Origin of the sequence: Rhodococcus sp. IEGM 1370, from assembly GCF_033142325.1 — a bacterium.
Classification (GTDB): Bacteria; Actinomycetota; Actinomycetes; order Mycobacteriales; family Mycobacteriaceae; genus Rhodococcoides.
Map to the genome: position 1 here is coordinate 486,390 of NZ_JAWLRY010000001.1, position 15,123 is coordinate 501,512.

The 15,123-nt window shown below is 64.6% G+C and carries 14 protein-coding genes; 9 read left to right on the forward strand and 5 right to left on the reverse strand.

The annotated features are described in order from the left end of the window. Nucleotides 1-40: 40 nt before the first annotated feature. Complete coding sequence (locus R4P47_RS02405) at nucleotides 41-1,054, forward strand: helix-turn-helix domain-containing protein (RefSeq protein ID WP_149405309.1); 1,014 nt, start codon at nucleotides 41-43, stop codon at nucleotides 1,052-1,054. Between the two features lie 150 nt (nucleotides 1,055-1,204). Beyond that, complete coding sequence (locus R4P47_RS02410) at nucleotides 1,205-2,470, forward strand: acyl-CoA dehydrogenase family protein (protein ID WP_317783996.1); 1,266 nt, start codon at nucleotides 1,205-1,207, stop codon at nucleotides 2,468-2,470. 81 nt (nucleotides 2,471-2,551) lie between these two features. Here R4P47_RS02410 and mftM read toward each other — a convergent pair whose 3' ends face one another. Both mftM and R4P47_RS02420 read right to left on the reverse strand, forming a co-directional pair. Continuing rightward, entirely contained in the window at nucleotides 2,552-3,379 is an 828-nt protein-coding gene (gene mftM / locus R4P47_RS02415) for a mycofactocin oligosaccharide methyltransferase MftM (protein WP_317783997.1), read from the reverse strand. A gap of 312 nt (nucleotides 3,380-3,691) precedes the next feature. Further along, entirely contained in the window at nucleotides 3,692-4,411 is a 720-nt protein-coding gene (locus R4P47_RS02420) for a TetR/AcrR family transcriptional regulator (RefSeq protein WP_269594346.1), read from the reverse strand. Nucleotides 4,412-4,460: 49 nt separating this feature from the next. On the opposite strand from R4P47_RS02420, the gene R4P47_RS02425 reads away from it, so the two are divergent. Continuing rightward, entirely contained in the window at nucleotides 4,461-5,102 is a 642-nt protein-coding gene (locus R4P47_RS02425) for a TetR/AcrR family transcriptional regulator (protein WP_269594347.1), read from the forward strand. 56 nt (nucleotides 5,103-5,158) lie between these two features. On the opposite strand, the gene mftR is transcribed toward R4P47_RS02425, so the two are convergent. After that, entirely contained in the window at nucleotides 5,159-5,812 is a 654-nt protein-coding gene (gene mftR, locus R4P47_RS02430; RefSeq protein ID WP_317783998.1) for a mycofactocin system transcriptional regulator, read from the reverse strand. A gap of 105 nt (nucleotides 5,813-5,917) precedes the next feature. On the opposite strand from mftR, the gene mftA reads away from it, so the two are divergent. The 5 genes from mftA to mftD (R4P47_RS02455) are packed head-to-tail and all read left to right on the forward strand — an operon-like array spanning nucleotide 5,918 to nucleotide 9,956. Beyond that, complete coding sequence (mftA, locus tag R4P47_RS02435; RefSeq protein WP_094639111.1) at nucleotides 5,918-6,031, forward strand: mycofactocin precursor MftA; 114 nt, start codon at nucleotides 5,918-5,920, stop codon at nucleotides 6,029-6,031. 2 nt (nucleotides 6,032-6,033) lie between these two features. After that, nucleotides 6,034-6,327, forward strand: coding sequence for a mycofactocin biosynthesis chaperone MftB (gene mftB, locus R4P47_RS02440; protein ID WP_300514547.1), 294 nt, complete (start codon nucleotides 6,034-6,036; stop codon nucleotides 6,325-6,327). Between the two features lie 34 nt (nucleotides 6,328-6,361). After that, nucleotides 6,362-7,594 (forward strand): mycofactocin radical SAM maturase, encoded by a 1,233-nt coding sequence (gene mftC / locus R4P47_RS02445; protein ID WP_037188381.1) that lies wholly within the window; start codon nucleotides 6,362-6,364, stop codon nucleotides 7,592-7,594. Next, complete coding sequence (mftD, locus tag R4P47_RS02450; protein WP_317783999.1) at nucleotides 7,594-8,772, forward strand: pre-mycofactocin synthase MftD; 1,179 nt, start codon at nucleotides 7,594-7,596, stop codon at nucleotides 8,770-8,772. Before mftC ends, mftD (R4P47_RS02450) begins: the two co-directional genes overlap by 1 nt. After that, complete coding sequence (gene mftD / locus R4P47_RS02455) at nucleotides 8,769-9,956, forward strand: pre-mycofactocin synthase MftD (protein ID WP_317784071.1); 1,188 nt, start codon at nucleotides 8,769-8,771, stop codon at nucleotides 9,954-9,956. The genes mftD (R4P47_RS02450) and mftD (R4P47_RS02455) overlap by 4 nt, the downstream gene beginning before the upstream one ends. 80 nt (nucleotides 9,957-10,036) lie before the next feature. Here mftD (R4P47_RS02455) and R4P47_RS02460 read toward each other — a convergent pair whose 3' ends face one another. Next, the gene (locus R4P47_RS02460) at nucleotides 10,037-10,363 is read right to left on the reverse strand and encodes a LuxR C-terminal-related transcriptional regulator (RefSeq protein WP_317784000.1); all 327 of its coding nucleotides are present in this window, start codon (nucleotides 10,361-10,363) and stop codon (nucleotides 10,037-10,039) included. A gap of 223 nt (nucleotides 10,364-10,586) precedes the next feature. Here R4P47_RS02460 and R4P47_RS02465 point away from each other — a divergent pair, with 223 nt between their 5' ends. Then, nucleotides 10,587-14,360 carry a WD40 repeat domain-containing protein gene (locus tag R4P47_RS02465; protein WP_317784001.1) on the forward strand — a complete coding sequence of 1,258 codons (3,774 nt, stop codon included), beginning with the start codon at nucleotides 10,587-10,589 and terminating at the stop codon, nucleotides 14,358-14,360. 18 nt (nucleotides 14,361-14,378) lie between these two features. Here the strand turns inward: R4P47_RS02465 and R4P47_RS02470 are convergent, their stop codons facing one another. Further along, on the reverse strand, nucleotides 14,379-15,122 hold the full coding sequence (locus tag R4P47_RS02470) for an aspartate/glutamate racemase family protein (protein ID WP_317547416.1): 744 nt from the start codon (nucleotides 15,120-15,122) through the stop codon (nucleotides 14,379-14,381). Between the last annotated feature and the right edge of the window lies 1 nt (nucleotide 15,123).

Consider the following 15,123-nt stretch of genomic DNA (forward strand, 5'->3'; position numbering starts at 1 on the left):
GCTTACCGTGTGTGCACTCGAACCTAGCGCGGAGTGCATCATGACGTCGTATTGGACAACCCGGGGACTCGGCCCGGCCGATCAGATGAGCTATTGGGCCGATGTTCTCTGCCAGGCATTCACGCCGCTGGCACCGTGGCGATCCCGGGACCACGTCGAACACAGTTCGTCACGTTCAGGACTCCCCGGATGGGTGCGCTCCGCGGCGATCGGGGGTGGCAACGCAGCGGAGATCGCTTCCTGCACACAGCGAATCGATCACGGAAAACGCGAGGTAGCCCGCGCGGACGAGGATGTCGTCTTCGTCAATCTGCAACTGGACGGGCACTGTACGACCACTCAGGACGGGCGGCAGTGCACGGTCTCCCGAGGTGAGTTCGCCGTCGTCGACTCGACTCGCCCGTACCGGCTGGAGTTCGTAGAGCCCGGCAACGACGAACTGTGGCGAGTGCTGTCCTTCCGACTGCCGCGCCCTCTGCTGGCTGATGTGGTCGGTCCGTCGGCAGCGACGACTGCGCGGCGTTTCGCAAGCTCGTCGGGTTCTGCTCGGCTGCTCAGCTCGTTGATGGTGGAGACCTGGCGGACCGATTCCTCGCTGCAGACCGCCGAGCGGCAGATGATCGGAGCGGCCCATGTCGATCTGCTGCGTGCCGTACTGGGAGGGACACAACGGCGCACCGGATGCTCGTTGGAGACCGACGAAGCACTTCGGGTCTCCGTCGTTCGGTACATCGACTCCAGGCTTGCATTCGGCCGAGTTCCCGCCACCGATGCGGCCCGCCATGTCGGGGTATCGGTACGCACGCTCCATGCCCTCTTCGAGAGGACGGGAACCACGTTCGGTGCCGTCGTCCGTGAACATCGCGTCGAAGCGTGTCGGCGTGAGCTCGCCGATTCTCGGGACACTCGATCGATCGGAACGATAGCGGCAGCGTGGGGATTCTCGGATTCCGCCCATCTGGCCAAGACCTTTCGATCGCGCTTCGGATGCAGTCCGGTCGAATACCGCGCGTTGGTGCAGACAGGGGAAGTGCCGCAGTCGGCGCAGGGGTGAATCTGTTTGTTCGACAATGCAGAACGGTACCGATGACGGCGCAGTCCGGTACAAGACCGGGATGCATCGGGCGATGAAACATGGTGGGTAGGGCAGCGTCGCCCGATTCCGTTCTTCACCCCCACCAGGACAGACATCGAGGAGTCTCACATGACCCTGAGTTTCGAGCTCAGCCCCGAGCAGATGGCAGTGCGCATGCAGGCGCGGCAAGTGGCAGACGACATTCTGAGCGAAGTAGCGCCCACCATTTCCTCCATACCGAGCCCCGAGGATCGCTTCTACGCGCTGCAGCCGGTCTACAAGCAGCTGGCCGGTCTCGGCTTCGTGAAGGGACTGGTTCCCGACCAATACGGCGGCGCGTACTTCGACAATCTCACCTTCGCGCTCGCAGCCGAGGAACTCGCTCGGGTCGACATCAACGCTCCGACTGCGTTGCTGGGCACGGGATTGGGACTCAACCCGATCATCAATTTCGGTACCGAGGAGCAGAAGAACCGGTGGCTCCCGTTGTTCTGCGACGGCGAACCCCGATTGGCTGCGATCGCCTACACAGAGGTGACCGGCGGGGCCAATTACGACTCGGAGGACCCGACCGTCGGAATTCGGACCTTCGCGCGTCGCGAGGGCGACGAGTGGGTCATCAACGGTGCTAAGCACTACACCACCAATGCCTCGGGCTGGGACGGTCAGGGTGCCGACCTGATCAGTGTGGTCCGCCGTACCGATCCTGCACTGCCGCCGTCGGAGTCGCTCGCCGTCATCGTCGTGGAGAAGGGAACGCCCGGGGTCGAGATCACCGACATGATCGACACCATCGGACATCGCGCCACCAATTCGCCGCGGGTGGAATTTCGCGACGTGCGGGTGCCGGTCGGCAACATCGTCGGCAAGCCGGGCGACGGGTTGGACATCGTCGCCACCGCGTTCTCCTGGACCTTCTCGTCCATCGCTGCCGCGTGCGTGGGCAGGATGCGAGCTGCATTCGACTACTCTTTGCACTTCGCCAAGACCGACCACCGCTCCGGTCCGGTACCCGTCATCGAGTATCAGAACGCCGGCTACATGTTGGTGGACATCAAGACTCGCATCGAGGCGGTGCGCTACTTCGCGTGGAAGGCCGCCGACCATTTCGACCGCACCGGCGGACGGGATCGGGAATTGGCGAACGAGGCAAAGATCTTCGCATCCGAGACGGCCGTGCAGGTCGTGTACGACGCCATGCGTCTCGTCGGCGTCGATGCGTACACGAACCTGACACCGATCGCCGCGATCATGGAGGACGTCCTGTGTTTCCCGGTCTACGACGGCGGCAACATGGGGGTCCGACGGCGTAACGTCCACAATCTGCTCAAGGCAGACGGATTCGACTCACTCGCTGCAGCGGAGAATCGACTGTCGGTACCCGAGTACGCCTAGGTCGACGGAGGCAGTGGTGTCAGGATCCATTGCGATCCTGACACCACGTCGGCATTGCGATGTGGTACTCCCAGCAGCCTTTCAGACCAGTTGGGGGGTCACGGTCTTGTCGATCACGAGCCACCCACCGTGGTGCTCGAAGGTCCGAAATGCGCGGCCCGACGACCGACCGAGCTCGACCAGTGATGCCTCGTCGAATGTGCGGACGTGTCCGTGGCAGGCGGTGGTCTCGGTCTCGAAGGGCACGGCAACAACGACACGGGTGCGCGCGATGCGTAGCGCTTCTTCCACTATGCGGGAGCCGGTCTCGGTGTCGACGTGCTCGAGGAGATGCAGTGCAGTCACCGTGTCGGCACTGCCGTCGGCAACGGGAACATTGGCGGCGTCGCACACCACGGTGTCGAGCGTGATCCCGAGGTGTGGGGCCACGGTGGCGAGCAACCGCATGGTTCCGGCCGACAGGTCCGTCGCAGTCACCGAGTGGCCTTCCATCGCCAGCCGCAGTGGAAAGAAGCCGAAACACGAACCCAGGTCGAGCACCGACCCGACGATCAGGTTCTCCGCCCGTTCGTGGACAGGCGCGAAATCGGCGGTGCCCGAGAGCAGCTCGTCCAACGAATTGCGGTAATAGGTGGCCCATGCGTCGACCGGATCGGCGACCGTGGTGCGGACGATCCCGACCAACACCAACTCGAACTCGCGCTGCGAAAGACCTACATGGCGGGCGTGTGCGGTGACCATCGGAACCAGGCGCTCACCGATACCCGCAGACGTCAGGCCGTGGCAGACCTGCACGGTCGACCCTGTTCGGGCCGCGTCGAATTCCAGTCCGGGGAGGTGCCGAACCACCACGTTCTCGTGAGCCCAGACTCCATCCGGGCTCGGTGCGAGTGCATCCAACTCGGTCATCGAAAGCCATTCTGTTCGTCGGACTCTCAGCGAAGCCGTACCTTCGCACACCGCCGAGCGTTCCACACGACGGTGTGCGAAGGGACCGATCCAGGGAAGATCGGGCCGTTCGGAGGACGTGGAACCCACGCGCCGGACGGGCCACTGCCTACCCGGACGGTCAGGTGGTGTCGACTCCCGAAACTCGGCGAACGCGTCACGATCCAAGGAGTGTCCACGAAAAAGACGCGATACGCATGAGGGAGGTCCACTCCGAGTTTCGACTGTTGTTTCGGTCGAGTTACTCGACGGTGGTGGACGTCGGTCGGAGCTTCAGCGACCCTCGATCATTTTCGCGCACACATCTGTGGTGGCCGACCGAAGACGCGCCACCGCGATGTGGGACAAGGGCCCGCCCTCGATCCGTAAGGGCTGGATGGCGATGGTCGTGGCGATCATCGTGCGTGCTCGCAGCGACCGAGCGGCGTGATGCGCCGCGGCCGACCGCTTGTCCGCCGGTGTCTCCGAGTCGGGGAAGTAGTCGAAGGCGCGGCGTACGTGCCTGTCCTCGTACTCTTTGGTCAGCAGGCGCGTCCCAGGGGTGGCACCGCCGGCCACCTGAAGAAACAGCATCCGGGCCGCATCGGGGTGTTCTGCCGTCCAGTCCCAGACGGCGTCGACGGCCTCCTTGAACGCGGCGGAATCGGCCTCGGTGTCGTCCGGTCGAACTGCCTGGGCTGCGGCGGTACTGGCATCCATCGCGTATCCGAGCGCGGTATCGAACAGCTCTTCCTTGCCGGCGAAATGGTAGTAGACCGCCGTCGGAACCATGCCCGCTGCTTCGGCGATCTCTTGAATGGACGTTTCCGCAAAACCTTTGCGGGAGAAGACACGCACCGCCGCCTGGACGATGAGGTGGCGGCGAGAGGGCCGGTGGGCAGATCCCTTGGGGGGCTGGGCATCGGGCTCGGACGCAATCGGAGCATCGACAGCAGCTCCGAGCGCGGAACTCTCGTCGACTTCGGACGTCGAGCTGCTGGTTCGTCGCGGCACAGCGTCCTCCTCGGCACCTGGGTCAGTGCATGGTGCCATGATCTCCGTCATGGCAGCAAAGGCAGTGAAGCCGAAATCGACGGTGACGCCCCCGGCGGACAAGGGGGCCAAGCGTGCGGCGCATCGGCCCTCGCGGCGCGAAGTAGTGGTCGAGGCCGCCATGCATCTGTATTCGGTCAGGTCCATCGAGGACGTCACCGTGGCCGATATCGCCGCGGAGGCTCAGATGACGTCGGCGGCCGTGTACTACCACTACCCGTCGAAGGACGAGGTTCTGCTCGCGGGTTTACGTTTGTTCGCGGATGGTCTCCTCGACGAACTTCGGGCAGAGATCGCGGCCGATCCGGACGCTGCTCTGGGTGACATCATTTCTTCGTTGCTCGAGTGGACGGATCAGCACCGTGCTGCCGCATTGGTGTACTTCACCCGATCGCCCGGTTGGAGTCTGTCCATCGAAACCCTGCGAAGAGAAGTGCGTTCGGTGATGCTGGCGCTGTTCTCGGCCGAACTGCGCACTCGAAGCGGTATCGCGTCCAAAGCGAAGCAGGGTGCCGCAGCTGTTGCGTTGACTACCCTGCTCGAAGTGGCAGCCTCGTCATGGCTCACCGAGGATGCGGTTCTGGCCGGTCTCGGCCGACGTCGGTTCTCCGAGGAAGTTCGCGAGCTGGCGGCCGACATCTCGAGCGTCTGACGAGGGGTCTCGCGGCACCGATTTCACGAAGTATCTTCGGAGTTTTTTTCCAGTGCTCACTCGATGCGCTCTCCGTCCAGTCGGCTTTCGGCAGTGTCGCTGGGCGCTCGAAGCGGACCGACACCGGTGAAGAGAACCGACGCTCCTGCCGTCAGAAGCTCGGGAAGGCTGTTGTTCTCGTCGATCAGCCAATGCTCGTACGCCGAGATCGCCACCCCCAAGAGCATCCATCCGACGGTGCGCGGAAGATGGTCGCCGGGGTCGGAGTTCGTCCGAGCTGCCACGTATTCGGCGATGACCTGACGCCAGCCCTCGTACATCACCATCGAGTAGCTCTGCAGTGCTGGATTTCCCAGGATGAGTGCCATGCGCTGACGGTGAACGGCGGCTTCTTCCTCGGGGAATGTGTTGAACTGCAACAGGGCCGAGTGCAATCCGTCCGCGAGTCCGACGTTGCCGGGCAGGTCGTTCAGATGCGTCCTCAATGCCGTGAGTTGAGCGTCGAAATCGCCCCAGGGAACTGCGTTCTTGGACGGGAAGTAGCGAAAGAACGTGCGTCGAGCGATGCCCGCGGCATCGGCTATGTCGTCGACGCTGGTCTCCTCGAATCCCTTGGCGGCGAACAGTTCGATTCCGAGATCGCTCAGCTCGCCCCGCGTTGTGGACGGGCGCCTACCTGGCTGACTGGACGGTTTTGCGCTCCTGACCATTTTCTTCTTTCCATTCTCTGGTTTTCTGCACTCAGTGTCATTATGTTGGTGACCCAAGCCACTGTCGACTCCGATTGTGGTCCGAACAACCTCAGGAGGTTTCCGATGTCGAAGAACAACGAGAACGCTGTAGTCGATACGGCAGTCGTCGAATCCGATCTGGTCGAAGAGTCGTTGGTCGAGGAAGTATCCATCGACGGCATGTGCGGCGTGTACTGATCATGACCACTGCGGTGCGCGCGGACCTCGACGAGTTGGACCTGGATGTGCGGTGGATTCTGCATCCGCAGGTGGCGTTGCGGCCGGAGTCGTTCGGGGCGCTGCTCTACCACTTCGGAACTCGCAAGCTCTCGTTCCTGAAGAACCGCACGATCGTGGCGATCATCGAATCGCTGCCCGACCACCCGGATATGCGGTCGGCGATTGCGGCTGCGGGGATCACCGAGTCGCAGTCGGCGCCGTATGTCACGGCACTCGCGACGCTGGCCCGCTCGAACATGATCACTCGCCCGTAAAGCCCTGACCTATCGCAGAAGAGGACTTCCGCCCATGACCTCCACCCTCGAAAGACCAGCTCCGGTAGGAAAACTGGTCGATCAATTCGAACTCGGACTCGACGCCCCCATCTGTCTGACGTGGGAGTTGACCTACGCCTGCAACCTTTCCTGCGTGCACTGCCTGTCCTCGTCGGGTCGCCGTGACCCGCGCGAACTCAGTACCGAGCAGTGCAAGTCGATCATCGACGAGCTGCAGAAGATGCAGGTGTTCTACGTCAACATCGGTGGCGGTGAGCCGACGGTGCGGTCGGACTTCTGGGAGCTCGTCGACTATGCGACTGCGCATCAGGTGGGGGTGAAGTTCTCCACCAACGGGGTCAAGATCGACAAGAAGGTCGCGGCGCGTTTGGCTGCGTCGGATTACGTGGATGTGCAGATCTCCATCGACGGCGCGACGGCAGAGGTCAACGATGCGGTCCGCGGGCCGGGCTCGTTCGACATGGCCTGCCGTGCATTGGAGAATCTGAAGGAGGCGGGCTTCCGGGACGCGAAGATCTCGGTGGTCGTCACCCGGCACAACGTTTCTCAGCTCGACGACTTCAAGGCCTTGGCCGACAAATACGCTGCGACACTACGCATCACGCGGCTTCGGCCGTCGGGACGTGGCGCGGATGTCTGGGACGATCTGCATCCGACGGCGGGGCAGCAGCGAGAGCTCTACAACTGGCTCGTCGCGAACGGTGAGGGAGTGTTGACCGGTGATTCGTTCTTCCACCTGTCGGCATTCGGTGATGCTCTGCCCGGACTGAACCTGTGCGGTGCCGGGCGTGTGGTGTGTCTGATCGACCCGATCGGCGACGTGTACGCATGCCCCTTCGCCATCCACGAGAACTTCCTCGCCGGCAACATCGTGCGAGACGCCAAAGACGGCATGGGCGGGTTCCAATCCGTCTGGCAGACTTCGGAATTGTTCCAGGAGTTGAGGTCTCCGCAGACTTCGGGTGCATGCACCAAGTGTGCTCATTTCGATGCGTGCCGCGGTGGCTGCATGGCGGCGAAATTCTTCACTGGCCTGCCCATGGACGGTCCGGATCCCGAATGCGTCATCGGTAACGGCGAAATGGCGTTGGCGGCGGCGGGGGAGATCCCGAAGTCCAGCGTCGACCATTCCCGTACCGGGCAGCGCAAGACCCCACGAAAGTCGGTGCCGCTCACGCTGATGATGCGCCCCCCGGCGAAGATCTGCGACGAGAACCCGCTCGCAGGAATGGAACAGGAACACTGATGGCCAAGAGTGCGTGGTTCGAGACCGTTGCCGAAGCGCAACGGCGAGCGAAGAAACGTCTACCGAAGTCCGTGTATGCCGCACTCGTGGCGGGGTCCGAGCGCGGGTTGACGATCGACGACAACATGGCAGCATTCGGTGAACTGGGGTTCGCCCCGCACGTTGCCGGTCTGTCGGACAAGCGGGACTTGTCGACGACGGTGATGGGGCAACCCCTGTCGTTCCCGGTGATGATCTCCCCGACGGGTGTCCAGGCGGTGCATCCCGACGGTGAGGTAGCCGTCGCGAGAGCTGCTGCAGCGCGGGGCATTCCGATCGGATTGTCCTCGTTCGCCAGCAAGTCCGTCGAGGAGGTCGCTGCGGCGAATCCGCAGACGTTCTTCCAGATGTACTGGGTGGGCTCGCGCGAGATCCTGCTGCAGCGGATGGAGCGGGCACGCGCCGCGGGGGCCGTCGGATTGATCATGACCCTGGACTGGTCGTTCTCCAACGGCCGTGATTGGGGCAGCCCGTCGATTCCGGAGAAGATGGACCTCAAGGCAATGGTGCAATTCGCCCCCGAGGGCATCATGCGACCGAAGTGGTTGTGGGAGTTCGCCAAGACCGGCAAGATTCCCGACCTGACGACCCCGAACCTGACGCCACCCACCGGCGGTCCTGCGCCGACGTTCTTCGGTGCGTACGGCGAATGGATGGGCACCCCGTTGCCGACGTGGGAGGACGTGGCGTGGCTGCGTGAGCAGTGGGGTGGGCCGTTCATGCTCAAGGGAGTGATGCGGGTCGACGACGCCAAACGAGCCGTCGACGCGGGCGTGTCGGCTATTTCCGTCTCCAATCATGGTGGTAACAATCTCGACGGCACCCCGGCACCGATCCGGGCGTTGCCTGCGATCGCCGAGGCCGTGGGCGATCAGATCGAGATCACTCTCGACGGCGGAATCCGACGCGGCAGCGACGTGGTGAAGGCGCTGGCACTCGGTGCGCGTGCGGTGCTCATCGGGCGGGCGTACCTGTGGGGTCTGTCGGCCGGCGGTCAGGCCGGTGTGGAGAACGTGCTCGACATTCTGCGCGGCGGAGTCGATTCCGCCGTCCTCGGACTCGGACACACCTCGGTACACGATCTTTCGCCGTCGGATGTCGTCATGCCGCCCGGGTTCGACCGGAAGCTCGGGGTCTGAGCGAGGGCGTGTGGTTCGAGACCGTTGCAGAAGCGCAGCGGCGAGCACGGAAGCGTCTCCCACCGTCGGTGTACTCGGCTCTGGTAGCAGGTTCCGAACAGGGGCTGACCAGTCGTGACAACACCGCCGCGTTCGCCGAACTCGGGTTCGCCCCACACGTGGCAGGGTTGTCGGACACCCGTGAGTTGTCGACCACGCTGATGGGGCAACCGCTGGCGTTCCCGGTAATGATCTCCCCGACGGGTGTGCAGGCGGTACACCCGGACGGTGAGGTCGCCGTCGCCAGAGCTGCTGCGGCGCGGGGGATTTCGATGGGGTTGTCGTTGTTCGCGAGCAAACCGATCGAAGAGGTCGTCGCGGCCAACCCACGGACGTTCTTTCAGCTGCACTGGGCCGGTTCACGAGAGTTGTTGCTGCACATGCTTCAGCGTGCACGTGATGCAGGCGCGGTCGGGCTGATTCTGACGATGGACTGGTCGTTCTCGGAGGGCCGTGACTGGGGTAGCCCGGTGATTCCCGAACGCCTCGATCCGAGGGCGATGATCCGGTTCGCACCGGAAGCGCTGTGTCGGCCACGGTGGCTGACGCAGTGGGCGCGGTCGGGCGCGTTCCCTGATCTGACTGCCCCGAACCTCGCGCCGCCCGATGGGCCTGCGCCGACGTTCTTCGCTGCTTATCGAGAGTGGAAGGCGACCCCGCTGCCCACATGGGATGACATCGCGTGGTTGCGCGAGCAGTGGGACGGGCCGTTCATGCTCAAGGGTATTTCGCGGGTCGACGACGCACTGCGGGCCGTGGACGCAGGCGTCACCGCAGTTTCGGTGTCCAATCACGGTGGTAACAATCTCGACGGTTCTCCGGCGTCGATTCGGGTGTTGCCGGCGATCGCCGAGGCGGTGGGCGATCAGGTAGAGATCACCCTCGACGGTGGTGTGCGTCGGGGAAGTGACGTGGCGAAGGCACTCGCGCTCGGTGCGCGGGCCGTGCTGATCGGGCGAGCGTATCTGTGGGGTCTTGCGGCGAACGGTCAGGCCGGAGTGGAGAACGTCCTCGACATCCTGCGCGGCGGCCTGGACTCCGCCGTACTCGGTCTCGGTCGCACGTCGGTCCACGAACTGTCACCGTCGGATGTCCTGGTGCCAACTGGCTTCACGCCGGCGAATCAGCTCCCCGGTCTGGGATAACCGACGCCGATCGGAGTCCGGGATCCAGAACCGAGGGGCCGATTCGACGTCACCGCCGCCACAGGGGGACGAATCGACAGTCACCATTCGGACAGGTGAGTGTGGCCGTCCTGTAGTGCGCGAGCGAACAGGGCGGCCTTCGTCGGCGCGCTGCGTCCCACCGCCGCGTATTTCTGCCGGATGCGGGTGATGTGGGTGTTGATCGTGCCCACCGAGATGTAGACGGACCGAGCTGCGACCGTTTTCGAGTCGGAGGCGAACCAGGCGAGCATGACCTCGATCTCGCGGGCGCTCAACGCAGGCTTGCGGTGGCGAGGCTCGAGCGGTGTCGGGACTGCATCGGGTCCCCGCTGTGCCGGCCTTCGGAACGGGTGATGCACCGCCGATGCCAGCGTTCGTTCGAGCACGAAAATTTCCCCCCTGGAGTGTCCACTTGCCCCGACCACACCGTCCATCGTCGACTGGACTTCGTCGCGGATCCAGCTGAACGAGCATGTCCGTACAAGGTCAATACGGACGGCCACGGACTCCGTACGAGCGTCATTCAAACGCATCATTTGCTGTTCGTGCAGCTCAGCGCGACGCTCGAGTGCCACTATCGAGGTTTTCCCGGTTCTATAGTTCTCGCTCATGACCATCGACCGTCCGGATCCTTCGTCGATCACGGACCGCACGGAATTCGCGGCAGCATTGCGTGCGATCCGGACCGAGGCGGGTGCCACGGTCCGAGAGATCGTCGAGCGTTCCGGTGGCTTGCACGGCACCATCAGTGGCTGGTTCTCCGGACATCACGTCCCGACCAAAGCCAGCGCCGAAATGTTCGCTGCCGTACTGATCGCATGCGGCGTAGCCGACGAGGACGAGCGCGCCCTGTGGTGGGACGCGGTGTCGAGGGTGCGGTCGATCCCGGGCAGGCGGACCGTCGATCCGGCGAAGGGCGACCCTCCGTACAAGGGTCTCGAGGCGTTCGAGCCGGCCGATGCAGAGTGGTTCTTCGGACGTGACGACGTGATCGAGCGTCTGAGCACGCGCGTCCGGGAAGCCCTCGGCTCCGGTGGAGGCATCGTGTTCGTCGTCGGTGCTTCGGGCTCCGGTAAGTCCTCGCTCCTGCGTGCCGGGCTGGCATCGAGATTTACCGGTTCGGAAGTCCATTCCGGCGTCGGCGATATTCGTGCCTTCCCCGAGCGAGCCGAATCCTTTGCGCCGGGATCGGTTCTCGTCCTCGATCAGGCCGAGGAGTTGTGGACACTGGCGACACCGCTCGAGCGCGAGAACTTTCTGCGTGCGGCAGCGGCGTTGCCGAGCGCGGGGTCGGTTCTCGTGGTCGGACTGCGGGCGGATTTCTACCAGAACGCCGTGTCCGAGGACGCGCTGCTCGCCGGCCTGTCCGACAACCCGGTGGTTGTCGGACGTCTCACCGAGTCACAACTGCGGGAGGTCATCGTGTCGCCTGCCGCGAAGGCGGGTGTCTCCGTCGAGGCCGCCCTCGTGCAGGTCTTGGTCGGCGAATTGGGTCCACGCGGATCGCAGTTCGCCCACGACTCCGGTGCCCTGCCGCTGCTGTCCCATGCCCTGCTCACCACGTGGCAGGTGTCGAGCGGCAGAACGTTGACTGTCTCGGACTACCTAGCAACCGGCGGGATCGGCGGTGCCGTGGGGCAGAGCGCCGAGGAAGTGTTCTCGGCTTTGACCGCCGAACAGCAGCGCGAGACACGGCGCATCTTCATGCGGTTGGTCAATCTCGACGACGAGGTCGTCACTCGTCGCCGCGTCGATCGCGTGGAGCTGTTCAACGGAGACGAGAACGCGGTCGCGGTCACCGACGTCGACATCGTCGTCGAACGGTTTGCCGCACGCAGACTGCTGACCGTCGGAGAAGAGACCGTCCAGATCACCCACGAGGCGTTGCTGACGGCGTGGCAGCGGCTGCGCGAGTGGCTCGACGACGATCGTCAGTGGCTCGTCGAGCACCGTCGACTCACCCAGGCCGCAGAACTGTGGGAGAACAACGATCGCGACGACGGTTCGTTGCTGCCGGAATCGAGGTTGGCGCTGGTGCAGGAATCCCTCGGTCCGGTACGTCGGCGAGATCTCAACTCGGTGGAGAGGCGCTACCTCGACGCGAGTGCGAACCGAATCGAGCAACAGAACCGAAGCGACCGACGTCGACGACGCACCCTCGAAACGCTCGTCACTGCACTCGCGCTGCTGACCGTACTGGCTGTGACACTGGCAGTGACCGCGTTCGTTGCTCGGTCGGACGCGAACAACCGACGGGTCGAGGCCGAGCGCGCGGAGGCAGAGGCTGTCTCACGTCAGATCGCCGGCTTGGCAGGGCAATTGAGGACTCGAGATCCCGGGCTGGCGGCATACTTCGCATTGGCGTCGTACGAGGTGGACCCGACGGCGGAGGCACGATCGTCACTGCTCGACTCGTCCGCGATCCATACTCCTGTGCGGCTGCTCGGCGTAGAGGGCGGGGCGGTGACCGCGGTCGACCCGCGCGGAAACATCGTGGCGACAGCCGGTTCCGACGGACACGTACGGATGTGGTCGCTCGCAGACGGGCACGCGAAGCTCGGTGAAATTGTGTTGCGTGACGCCCGGGTGTTGACGTTCGATCCGCAGGGGAGCGTGCTCGCTGTGGGAGGATCGTACGGCGTCGAGCTGTGGGATGTGGCGAACCCGTCGGCACCGATGTTGTTGTCGTACACCGACGCCACGGGCGTGCGGAGCCTGTCGTACTCTCCCGACGGCCGGCTGCTCCTCGTCGGAACCCGAGATGACACACTGCCTCTCCTCGACGTTGCAGATCCCACCGCGCCGCGCACCATAGGTGAAGTCTCTCAACCTGGTTCGCCGACAGCGACGGAATTCAGTCCCGACGGCCGCTTCCTCGTGACGGTCGGTGCCGGGCGCGCGATGCGGCTGTGGGACGCGACCCGACTGACCGCGTCTCCAGCAGCCCCTGTCGTTCCGCTGCTCGACGTCCCCTCGGACGGATCGACCTACACCGCGCTACAGCTGGCATTCTCTCCCGACGGCACCACGTTGATCGCGGGTACCACCGGTCGCGAGGTTCTACGCTGGGCGGTCGACGGCGGTCGGCTGACTGCACTACCGGCGTTGACGGGATTCACCAGTTACGTCAACGACGTCGCGTTCAGCGGGGACGGGGTGTTGATCGCTGCGGCGAGTTCGGACAACACCACGAAGGTGTGGGACGCCGACTCGGGAACGCTGCAGCGGACACTGCCCGGCCCCATCGAGGTCACTTCGCTCGCGTTCTCACCGGATCGCTCGTCGATCGTGACGGCCAGTGGCGATGGCATCACGCGGATCTGGCCACTTCCTGGACCGGCCCTGGTCGATGCCGGCGACACGATCTATCAGAACCCCATCGGTGCGTCGGACACCCGGATGCTCGTCGGTGCCGGCAGCCGAGCCCCGGCCACGATCGTCTGGGACGTCACGGATGTGGAGCATCCGGTGGCGTCGGCACCGTTGGTGATCGGCGACGGTGCCCAGCAGACGGGGGCGGTAGCACTGACCGCAGACGGCACCCGTGCTGCTGTGGGTATCACCACCGGTGGATTTCAGCTTTGGGACACAACCGATCTCACCGATCCGGTCGCCCTCGGTGGCATTCGGGAGGCAACGACCAGCTTGACTGCGGGGCTGGTCTTCGACGGAACGGGAACCCTTCTGGTCGTCTCCGGCCAGAACTCGAACGACGTGTCGTTGTGGTCGCTGGCCGACCCAACGACCCCGCGAGCGTTGTCGACCCTGGAGGCGGGTAACTACCCCGCGGGTATGGCGCTGTCACCCGACGGTTCGGTACTCGTCATCGCCAGTGTCGGTGGCGTGGTCGAACTGTGGGACATCTCCGACCCCACCGATCCGCGTCGAAGGACCACGTTGGGCGGTTTCGGAAGTGACGTGCAGGCCGTGGCCATCTCACCGGACGGGCGAACACTCGCCGCAGGCAGTGCTGATCGCTCGATTCGACTGTGGGACATGGAGAATCCGGACAACCCACAGCACCTCTCGCGCATCGTCGGACCGTCCAGCCCGATCTGGTCGCTCTCGTTCGATCGATCCGGTACGCGGCTGGCCGCCGGTGAGGGGGGATCGACGCTCTGGCTGTGGAACGTGGGGGACCGCTACGCACCCGAGGAGTATGCCGCACTCACCGCGTACGGCCAGCGTGTCTACACCGCGGTGTTCGGCGCGGGCGGACAGGTGCTCTTCGGCGGTGGCTCGGCCCGCGACCTCCGCATGTGGCAGACCGAGCCGGACGAGGTCCGCAGTCGCCTGTGCGAATCCGGGGGCTCGGTGGTCACCGAAGCCGAATGGGACCGCTACCTGCCCGGGGTGCCGTATCGGCAGTTGTGCGAGACCTGATCGACCGCGGAGCCAGGGCTAAGGATCAGGGATCGGTCGGCTGAATCCCACCAGCATCCCGGTGTAGCGCTTGGGCGGCGGAGCGGCGAATTCGCCGCGCTTTCCGGTACCCAGTCCCAGCGAGACCAGTGACTGCACGAACAGTGTTCCCGCGGCGACGCCGTCGACCACCGGTACGCCGATCTCGGCCGAAATGTGTTGGCACAGATCGGCCATCCCCGCACATCCGAGGACCACGGCATCGCTACCGTCCGTCTCCACTGCGATGCGACACGCCTCGGTGACGATCTTGCGGGCGTCGGGGTCCGTCTCGAGATCGAGGACCGGCAGGTCGCACGCGTGGATGCCGAGGCAGTGGCGTCCGAAGCCGTAGTGGTTCGCCAGATCCTGGGCACGCCCGACGGTGCGTCCGAGTGTGGTGACGACGCTGAAGCCTCGGCCCAGGAAGCTCGCGGCGTGCATGGCCGCCTCGGCGATACCGATGACCGGCCCGGCCGCGAGTTCGCGAGCCGCGTCGATGCCGGGATCACCGAAGCAGGCGATGACGTAGCCGTCGACCCCCTCGGCCTCGCCACTGGCGATCTCGGCGAGAATTCCTGGGACGCTGAGGGCTTCGTCGACATGGCTCTCGATCGAAACGGGCCCCATCGCGGGGCTGACCGCGTCGACGACCGTGCCCGGGCCGACCACGGCCCGGGCACAGTCACCGATCGTTGCGGTCATCGAACTGGTGGTGTTCGGATTGATGACCTTGATGAGCACG